The organism is Pseudonocardia sp. SID8383, from assembly GCF_009864975.1.
GTDB lineage: Bacteria > Actinomycetota > Actinomycetes > Mycobacteriales > Pseudonocardiaceae > Pseudonocardia > Pseudonocardia alni.
Map to the genome: position 1 here is coordinate 1 of NZ_WWFY01000588.1, position 7,548 is coordinate 7,548.

11 protein-coding genes are annotated in these 7,548 nt (G+C 74.2%); 6 read left to right on the forward strand and 5 right to left on the reverse strand.

What is annotated here, in order from left to right:
- From GTW08_RS14345 to GTW08_RS14360, 4 genes are all read right to left on the reverse strand, one after another.
- Positions 1 to 398 (reverse strand): TetR family transcriptional regulator (locus GTW08_RS14345; protein ID WP_161152043.1); only part of this gene is annotated, 398 nt, incomplete at its 3' end.
- Positions 395 to 940, reverse strand: coding sequence for a DUF4334 domain-containing protein (locus GTW08_RS14350; protein WP_073574585.1), 546 nt, complete (start codon positions 938 to 940; stop codon positions 395 to 397). The genes GTW08_RS14350 and GTW08_RS14345, both read right to left, overlap by 4 nt.
- A 47-nt stretch (positions 941 to 987) precedes the next feature.
- Positions 988 to 2,280 carry an MFS transporter gene (locus GTW08_RS14355; protein WP_073574584.1) on the reverse strand — a complete coding sequence of 431 codons (1,293 nt, stop codon included), beginning with the start codon at positions 2,278 to 2,280 and terminating at the stop codon, positions 988 to 990.
- A 73-nt stretch (positions 2,281 to 2,353) separates the two neighbouring features.
- Positions 2,354 to 2,884 (reverse strand): hypothetical protein, encoded by a 531-nt coding sequence (locus tag GTW08_RS14360; RefSeq protein WP_073574583.1) that lies wholly within the window; start codon positions 2,882 to 2,884, stop codon positions 2,354 to 2,356.
- Between the two features lie 92 nt (positions 2,885 to 2,976).
- On the opposite strand from GTW08_RS14360, the gene GTW08_RS14365 reads away from it, so the two are divergent.
- The 5 genes from GTW08_RS14365 to GTW08_RS14385 all read left to right on the forward strand — a co-directional run bounded on the left by GTW08_RS14365 (position 2,977) and on the right by GTW08_RS14385 (position 6,433).
- Positions 2,977 to 3,846 (forward strand): alpha/beta fold hydrolase, encoded by an 870-nt coding sequence (locus GTW08_RS14365; protein WP_073574582.1) that lies wholly within the window; start codon positions 2,977 to 2,979, stop codon positions 3,844 to 3,846.
- An 82-nt stretch (positions 3,847 to 3,928) separates the two neighbouring features.
- Positions 3,929 to 4,231, forward strand: a complete 303-nt coding sequence (locus GTW08_RS14370) for a hypothetical protein (RefSeq protein WP_161152044.1) — start codon at positions 3,929 to 3,931, stop codon at positions 4,229 to 4,231.
- Positions 4,231 to 4,974, forward strand: a complete 744-nt coding sequence (locus tag GTW08_RS14375) for an enoyl-CoA hydratase/isomerase family protein (RefSeq protein WP_161152045.1) — start codon at positions 4,231 to 4,233, stop codon at positions 4,972 to 4,974. Before GTW08_RS14370 ends, GTW08_RS14375 begins: the two co-directional genes overlap by 1 nt.
- Before the next feature lie 9 nt (positions 4,975 to 4,983).
- Entirely contained in the window at positions 4,984 to 6,009 is a 1,026-nt protein-coding gene (locus GTW08_RS14380) for a DUF4185 domain-containing protein (protein ID WP_073574579.1), read from the forward strand.
- 82 nt (positions 6,010 to 6,091) lie between these two features.
- Positions 6,092 to 6,433, forward strand: coding sequence for a hypothetical protein (locus GTW08_RS14385; RefSeq protein ID WP_073574578.1), 342 nt, complete (start codon positions 6,092 to 6,094; stop codon positions 6,431 to 6,433).
- Here the strand turns inward: GTW08_RS14385 and GTW08_RS14390 are convergent.
- Positions 6,396 to 6,791: a hypothetical protein gene (locus tag GTW08_RS14390; protein WP_073574577.1), complete on the reverse strand. Its 396-nt coding sequence runs from the start codon at positions 6,789 to 6,791 to the stop codon at positions 6,396 to 6,398. The genes GTW08_RS14385 and GTW08_RS14390 overlap by 38 nt on opposite strands.
- 130 nt (positions 6,792 to 6,921) lie before the next feature.
- Between GTW08_RS14390 and GTW08_RS14395 the strand changes: the two genes are divergently transcribed.
- Positions 6,922 to 7,548: VTT domain-containing protein (locus GTW08_RS14395; RefSeq protein ID WP_161152046.1), on the forward strand; the 627-nt coding region annotated here is incomplete at its 3' end.

A 7,548-nucleotide genomic window follows, 5' to 3' on the forward strand; every position in this document is an offset into this window, starting at 1 on the left:
GCCCGCGCCACCACCGCGCGCAGCGCCTCGACCTGCGGCAGCAGCCGTGCGGACAACGCGGCCGGCAGGGCGGGGTCGCACTGCCCGGCCCCGGCCAGTCCCAGCACGATCGGCACGTCGACCGCGGCCCGCGCGGCCAGCTGGTCGACGACCGCGGCGAGGTCCCCGGCCAGCGACCCGGTGTCGATCCGGTCGATCGCGAGCGGGCTGCCCGCCGAGACGGCCTCCACCACGAGTGCGGCCTTGTCGGCCCACTGCCGGTAGAGCGTGGCCTTGCTGGTGCGGGTCGCCGCGGCGACGGCCTCGACGGTGGTCGAGGAGTAGCCGCGTTCCGCGACGAGGTCACGGGTCGCGGCGAGCACCTCCCGGCGGCGCTCGTCGGGGAAGCGGCTGGTCACTCGCGACGCAGGAAGAACAGGAACGGGTGGGTCAGGCCGCGCATGTCCATGGCACCGAGGACGGTGGCGTCGTCGACGCGGCGGAAGACGTCGTGGATCGGCAGGTCGTCGTAGCACATGGTGGCGCTGGCGACCCCGCGGTACTCGGTGGTGCGCAGCCGCGCCTTCGGGGCCCGGGTGGCGAGCGCGGGGCCCGCGGTGCGGGCGATCCGCGCCAGGGTCGCGTTGCGCAGCGCGGCCGGGTGGCGCAGCAGCGCGGGCAGCGGGACCAGGGCGGGGTTGAGCGAGAACCGGCCGCCGCGGGGGTGGTCCATGACGAGCGGGTGGACGTCGTCGACGCCGTCGAACCGCTTGCCGTGCCAGCCGAAACGCCCCAGCAGCCCGTCCATCGGGTTGCCGGTGGGGATCTCGCCGCCCGACCAGTCGCCCAGCATCTCCGCGACCCCGACGGCGGGCAGCGCGTCGAAGAACCCGAGGCCCTCCTCGAGCGTGGCGCCGTGCGTGAGGTGGAGCAGCGTGTCGGCCGGTGCGGTGCTGGTCATCGCGAGCTCTCCATCGAAACGGCGTCGTTTCGATGGAGCGTACCCGGTCAGCGCAGGGCGGAGCCCTTCGTCTCCGGCAGGGTCAGCACCGCGACGAAGGAGATCACCGCCCCGACGGCGACGTAGACGAAGAACAGGATCGCCAGGTCCGCCTCCTGCAGCGAGGCGATGACCAGCGGCGCGGTCCCGCCGAACACGGCGACGGTCAGGTTGTACCAGGCACCGATGCCCAGGGCCCGGACCTTCGTCGGGAACAGCTCGCTCATGATCGCCGGCGCGACCGAGGTCATCGCCGTGTAGAGGGACAACCCGACGACGAACACGACGAACATGTTCCAGAAGCCGGGCCCGATCAGGAACGACAGCGGCACGACGAGCACCGCGGTGGCCGCGGACCAGACCAGCATCTGCGGCTTGCGGCCGTACCGGTCGGCGGCGGCCCCCATCGGGTACTGCAGCAGCACGAAGATCGCTGTCGCGATGGACAGCGCGAGGAAGACCTCGGACGCGTCGGCCCCGCGGGACTTCGTCGCGTACGGGGTCAGCGCGGAGAAGAAGGTGTAGTAGCAGAGCGTGTGCAGGATCGTGAAGCCGACGAGCTGCGCGACCGCCTTCGGGTGCTCACGCAGGGTCAGCATCAGCGGGTTGCGGATGCGGGCCGCGGACTCCTTGTTCTCCTCGAACTGCTCGGTCTCGCTCATCTGGCGCCGCATCCAGAGACCGATGATCCCGAGCACCCCGCCGAGCAGGAACGGGACCCGCCAGCCCCAGGCGGCCAGCTGCTCCTCGGTGAGCGTGGAGGACAGCAGGAACCCGGTGAGCGAGGCGAACAGCACCGCGGTGCCGGTGGAGATGTAGAAGAACGACGAGTAGCGCCCCCGTCGCTCACGGGGGGCGATCTCGGCGAGGTAGGCCGAGGCGTTGGAGACCTCCCCGCCCAGCGACATGCCCTGCGCGATGCGCGCGAGCAGCAGCAGGACCGGGGCGAACCAGCCGATCATCGCGAACGTCGGCAGCAGGCCGATGACGAACGACCCGCCTGCCATCAGCAGGATCGTCACCAGCATCGCGGTCCGGCGGCCCTTGAGGTCGGCGAAACGCCCCAGCAGCAGACCGCCCAGCGGCCGGAAGAAGAAGGCGAGCGCATAGGTCGCGAGCGTCGAGATGAGGGCCAGCGCCGCGTTCTCGGGCGGGAAGATCTGCGTCGCGAAGTAGATCGAGAACGTCGCGTAGATCGTCCAGTCGTACCACTCGACCGCATTACCGATGGACGCCGCGACGAGCGTCCGGACCGGGAGACGGTGACGTTCCGTCGTTCCGGTGGTGGGTGCCTGGGACACGGTTCCCCCTGACGTGTCGGCCGAACGGTCGGCGAACGGTAACCGTTACGGCCCGACAATTCGACCGGACGGGTCAGGAGAGGACCAGGCCGACGATCGTCGCGGTCCCGAAGACGAGCGTCACCACGTGCCCGAGAACGGCGAGCCCGCGGCGGCCGCGCCGGGTGCCGAGCACCACCGCCGTCGTCCAGGGCAGGTAGCCGAGCAGGGCGACGCCGAGGAACGGCAGGGTCAGTGCGGCGAGCACCCCGGTCGTCCCGGTGGGCACCGCACGGTCACCGGCAGGGGTCAGCTGCGCCGCGACGACCTCCCCGGCCGACGAGTCCGGCGAGGCGTCGACGGCGATCGGGTCACCGCCGGCGTCCGGCCGGAACAGGCCGTTGCAGTCGTAGCGGCCCTCCCCCAGGTCGGTGCAGTCGGTGACCTCCAGGACCCCGGGCGCGCCGACCGCGCCGCTGGCCAGGCGCAGGTCGTCGACGGCGGACCACCCGCACGCGAGCGCGAGCAGCAGCCACAGCGCCAGCAGGAACCCCATCCAGCCCGGGGTGGGGGTCTCCGGGTCGTCCCAGTCGACCTCGACGTCGGGGTTCCGGCGCTCACTCACACGCGCGAGTATCGCCGTCGCGACCCGGGCGCCCCATCATCATTTCTCGGTACACCGAGCCGCCCGTCCCACGATCCCGGAGGATCCCCGCGATGCCCCTGTCCGCCGCGACCGACGGCTTCCGACTGGCCTACGACCGCCACGGCCAGCCCGGCGCGCCGCCGGTCCTGCTGCTGCACGGCTGGCCGGGCGACCGGACGGACATGACCGCCGTCGCCGAGCGGCTGACCCCCGCGCACGACGTCGTCGTCCCGGACCTGCGCGGGTTCGGCGGGTCCGACTCGCACGACCGCGACCCGGCCGAGCAGTACTCGGCGGCCGCGCAGGCGCGCTCGCTGACCGCACTGCTGGGCGAGCTGGACCTGTCCGATGTGGTCGTCGCCGGCTACGACGTCGGCAGCCGCGTCGGCCAGCAGGTCGCGAAGGACCGGCCCGACCTGCTGCGCGCGCTCGTGGTCACCCCGCCCGCGCCGGGGGTCGGGCGGCGGATCCTCGCGGAGCGGCCGGTGCGCGAGTTCTGGTACCAGTCCTTCCACCAGCTCGACCTGGCCCGCGAACTCGTCGACGGCGACGCCCGTGCCGCCCGCGCGTACCTGCGCCACTTCTGGTCGCACTGGTCCGGCCCGGGGTTCACCCCCGACGACGGGCGCCTGGACCACCTCGCCGTCGCGTACGGGGCGCCGGGCGCGTTCGTCGCGTCGATCAACTGGTACCGCTCCGGCGGCGGCGCGGTGGCCCGCTCGCTCGCCGAGACCACGCCCGACCCGCCCGACCGCGTCACCGTCCCGACGACGTTCCTGTGGCCCGAGCACGACCCGCTGTTCCCGCGCGACTGGTCCGACCGGGTCGGGGAGTTCTTCACCGACGTGACCGTCACCCCCGTCGACGGCGTCGGGCACTTCGTCCCGGTCGAGGCGCCGCAGGTGTTCGCCGACGCGGTGGCCGCGGCGGCCGCCCGGTAGGACCTGTCGTCGCGGCCGCCGCTGTGGTCCGATGATCGTCGTGGTCCGGGGATGGCGGTGGATCGGCGGAGCGGCGGTCGCGGTGCCTGCGCTCCTGGCGCTGCTGTCCTGGGTGCGCTGGGCCGGGCTGCCCGCGGAGGTCGCCGTCCCCGCGGCCACCGGCGGTCCCGTCGACGAGCCGGGCACCGTCACGCTGTCGGCCGCGCCGGGGGCACGCGGGATCGGGGTCGCGCTGGTCGTCGCCGCGGCCGGGATCGCCCCGCTGATCCTGGCGATCCTGACGCCGGTCGCGGCCGGCGTCGGCGCGATCGTGCTGCCGGTGCTGGTCCTGGTGCTGCGGCGACGCCCCCCACGCACCGTCCCGCCGCCGTGGACGGTGCACTGATGGGGACTCCGCGGGTGCACGACGACGGCGCGGTCCGGACGGTCACCCTGGACCGTCCCGAGGCCGCCAACGCACTGCACACGGGCGACGTCGACGCGATCACCGCGGCCGTCACCGACCTCCCGGACCGGGTGCGGGTCGTCGTGGTCACCGGGGCCGGGGACCGCGCGTTCGGCGCCGGGATGCACCTCGACGTGTTCCGCGACGCCGCCCCCGGCGACGGTCGCGCGATCATCACCCGGCTCGCGACCTGCCTGCGCGCGGTGCGCACCGCACCGGTGCCGACGATCGCCCGGCTGAACGGCGCCTGCCTCGGTGCGGCGTTCGAGCTCGCGCTGGCCTGCGACCTGCGCGTCGCCCACGCCGGGGTGCGGGTGGGGCTGCCCGAGGTGCGCCTCGGGATCCCGTCGGTGGTCGACGCGGCGCTGCTGCCCCGCTACGTCGGTGCCGCGCTCGCCCAGGAGATGGTCCTGACCGGCAGTGTCCACCGGATCGACGAGCCCGGGACGGCGCCGCTGGTGAACCGGCTCGTCGACTCCCCCGCCGGGCTCGACGCCGCCGTCGACGACCTCGTCGCGACGCTGCTCGCCCCGACCCGCGAGGTCCTGTCGGCGCAGAAGGAGCTGCTCGAGACCTGGCGCGAGCAGGGCATCACCGGCTCGGTGGAGGCGAGCGTCGACACCTTCGCGGAGGTGTTCGCACTGCCCGCGACCCGCGACGCGATCGCGCGGTACCGCCCGTAGGGTCGCGCCATGGCCGTCACGACCAAGATCGCCGACCTGACCGGGCCCGGGTACACCGACCGGTTCGGGATCGGCGGCACCGACCTCGGCATCCTCGCCACCGCCCCGGACGGGCGTCTGGTCGCCGTCTTCGGCGACACGTTCGACCGGGCCGGTGTCGGCGGGCCCGGCTGGCGCTCCCCGGTCGTGCTGTTCGCCGACCCCGACGACGTCCGCGGCGGCCTGCGCTGGACCGGCTCCGGCGGCGACGCGGCCGACTACGCCTGCCGCCTGGTCAGCAAGCCGGCGACGAACTGGTTCCGGCTGCACCGGCGCGTCACCACGATCCTGCCGGCCGACGTCATCACCGTCGGCGACACGATGTACCTGCACGTCATGGCCAACAAGGGCCTCGGCAACGTGCTGTGGAGCGAGATCGTCGCCTCCCGCGACAACGGCGTCACCTGGGAGCGGACCGGCTGCGACTGGCCCGGCGACCACCACGACGGCCTGTTCCAGCAGCTGACCTGGTGCGACGGCGGCGACGGCTACGTCTACGCCTACACCACCGGCTTCCAGCGCCGCGACGGCCTGCTGCTGCACCGGGTGCCCGCCGACCGGATCACCGACCGCGACGCGTGGGAGCCGTGGGGCTTCGCCGGGGAGCGCTGGGACTGGGGCAACCCGCCGACGCTGACCCTCCCCGGCGCGTTCGGCGAGCTCAACCTGCGCCGGGTGCCCGGCCCGGACGGTCGCGAGCACCTGCTGCTCACCGTCTTCGACGCCGGGAACTACCGGATCGACACACTGCTGCTCGACCGCCCGAACGCCGACCTGCACCGCGCCCCGCGGACCACGGTGCTCACCGGTTGTGGCTGGGACGACGAGGACCACGCCGCCGGCCGCGTCGCACAGCTCTACGGCGGCTACGTCGTCCCCGGCTCGACGCTCGACGACCTGCACCTGGTCGTCAGCCAGTGGAACACCACGACCAACTGGCCCTACCGGGCGATGCAGTTCCGGACGGACGTCACGGAGCTGCTGCGGACGGAGTAACCCCAGGTCCCGGCGTCATGAGAAGTGGGTATCTCCCGGCCGGGACCGCATCCGGACGGGGGCTCCGCTCGTAGGGGACTCCATGAGCTCGGAGCACGACGGGACGCGCCCCTTCACCGCGACGGTGGTCGTCGCCGGCTGTCCGCTGACCGCGGGTGAACTGCGTGTGCTGGCGCGGACGCTGCCCGAGCTGTCCCGGGTGCGGACCGCGCGCCACGGGGGCGGGCTGTTCCTGCAGGCGCGCCTCGACGACGTCGACGGCGCCGCCGCCGTGCGACGGCTGCGCCGCGCGGTGCCGCGGCTGCTGACCGGGTTCCCCGGTGTCGTCGTCGCGGCGGGCCCCGGGCCGGCGCCCCGGTCGCGGACGCCGTGGTGGCGCCCGGTGGTCAGCCCGGTTCCCGCTCCCCGGGCGGCAGGAGGCTGAAGTACCAGCGGCCCGCCTCCTCGGTGACCGACAGCGTCACCAGCACCGGTCCCGAGCGCACCTCGACCCGGTCCGGCCCGGTGGGCAGCACGGCGGGCGACCCGGCCGCCTGGAGGCGTTCGACGTAGTCGTCGACGAAACCGCGGTCCGGGGCGTCGAGCAGCAGCTCGTGCAGCCGGGCACCGCCACCGTCGGGGGTCCGCAGCGCGGCCTCGCCCCGCTCGTAGAGCGCGGCCCGGTCGTCGGCACCGCGCTCCCCCGCCGCCGCGATCAGCGTGACGGTCCCGACGATCCACGCCCCGACGAACGCGACGGCGATCCACCCCAGCAGGGTGCGGGTGCGCGCCGGACGTCTCATCAGGCCGAGACTGTGTCACACCGGACACCGTCGTCCGCCGCACACCGGTCGCCGTTCACCGGTCCGTGCCGGCGCTCACCCGAACCCCGCGGGTACCCGCACTCGTAGACCCGGGTGGAGGTGGTCGACGGTGGCCCGATGGTGGCGGCCCGTGCTGCTGGTGACGCTGGTGGCCGCGGGCTCCGCGGTACTGCTGGTCACCGGCTGGCCGACGGTCGAGGGCGTCCGTGCGACGACGGCGTCCGCGGGCTGGGCGGCACCGGTCCTGTTCACCCTGCTGTTCGTCGGGTTCACCCTGGTCCCGGCGCCCGCGACCGTGATGGGCATCGCCGCCGGGGTCCTGTTCGGCCTGCCCGTCGGCCTGGCGACGACGATGACCGCCGTCGCCGTGGGCTCGCTGATCGGCTTCGTGCTGTCGCGGACGCTGGGCCGCGAGGTCGTCGCCGGGATCGGCGGCGCCCGCATCCGCCGTCTCGACGCGCGGCTGCGCCGGGGCGGGCTGTGGGCCGTCGCCGGGGGCAGGCTGCTGCCGGTGATCCCGTTCCCGGTGCTCAGCTACGCCTGCGGGCTGACCGCGATCCGGCTGCGCGACTATCTGGCCGGGTCGGTGCTCGGGGTGGCGCCCTCGGCGGTGGCGTTCGTGACGATCGGCGCCTACGGCGGGGACCCGGCCTCGGTGCCGTTCGTGGCGGCCGTCGCCGGGCTGGTGCTGCTGACGGGCGCCGCACTCGTCGCGGGTCGGCGACGGCGGCGACGC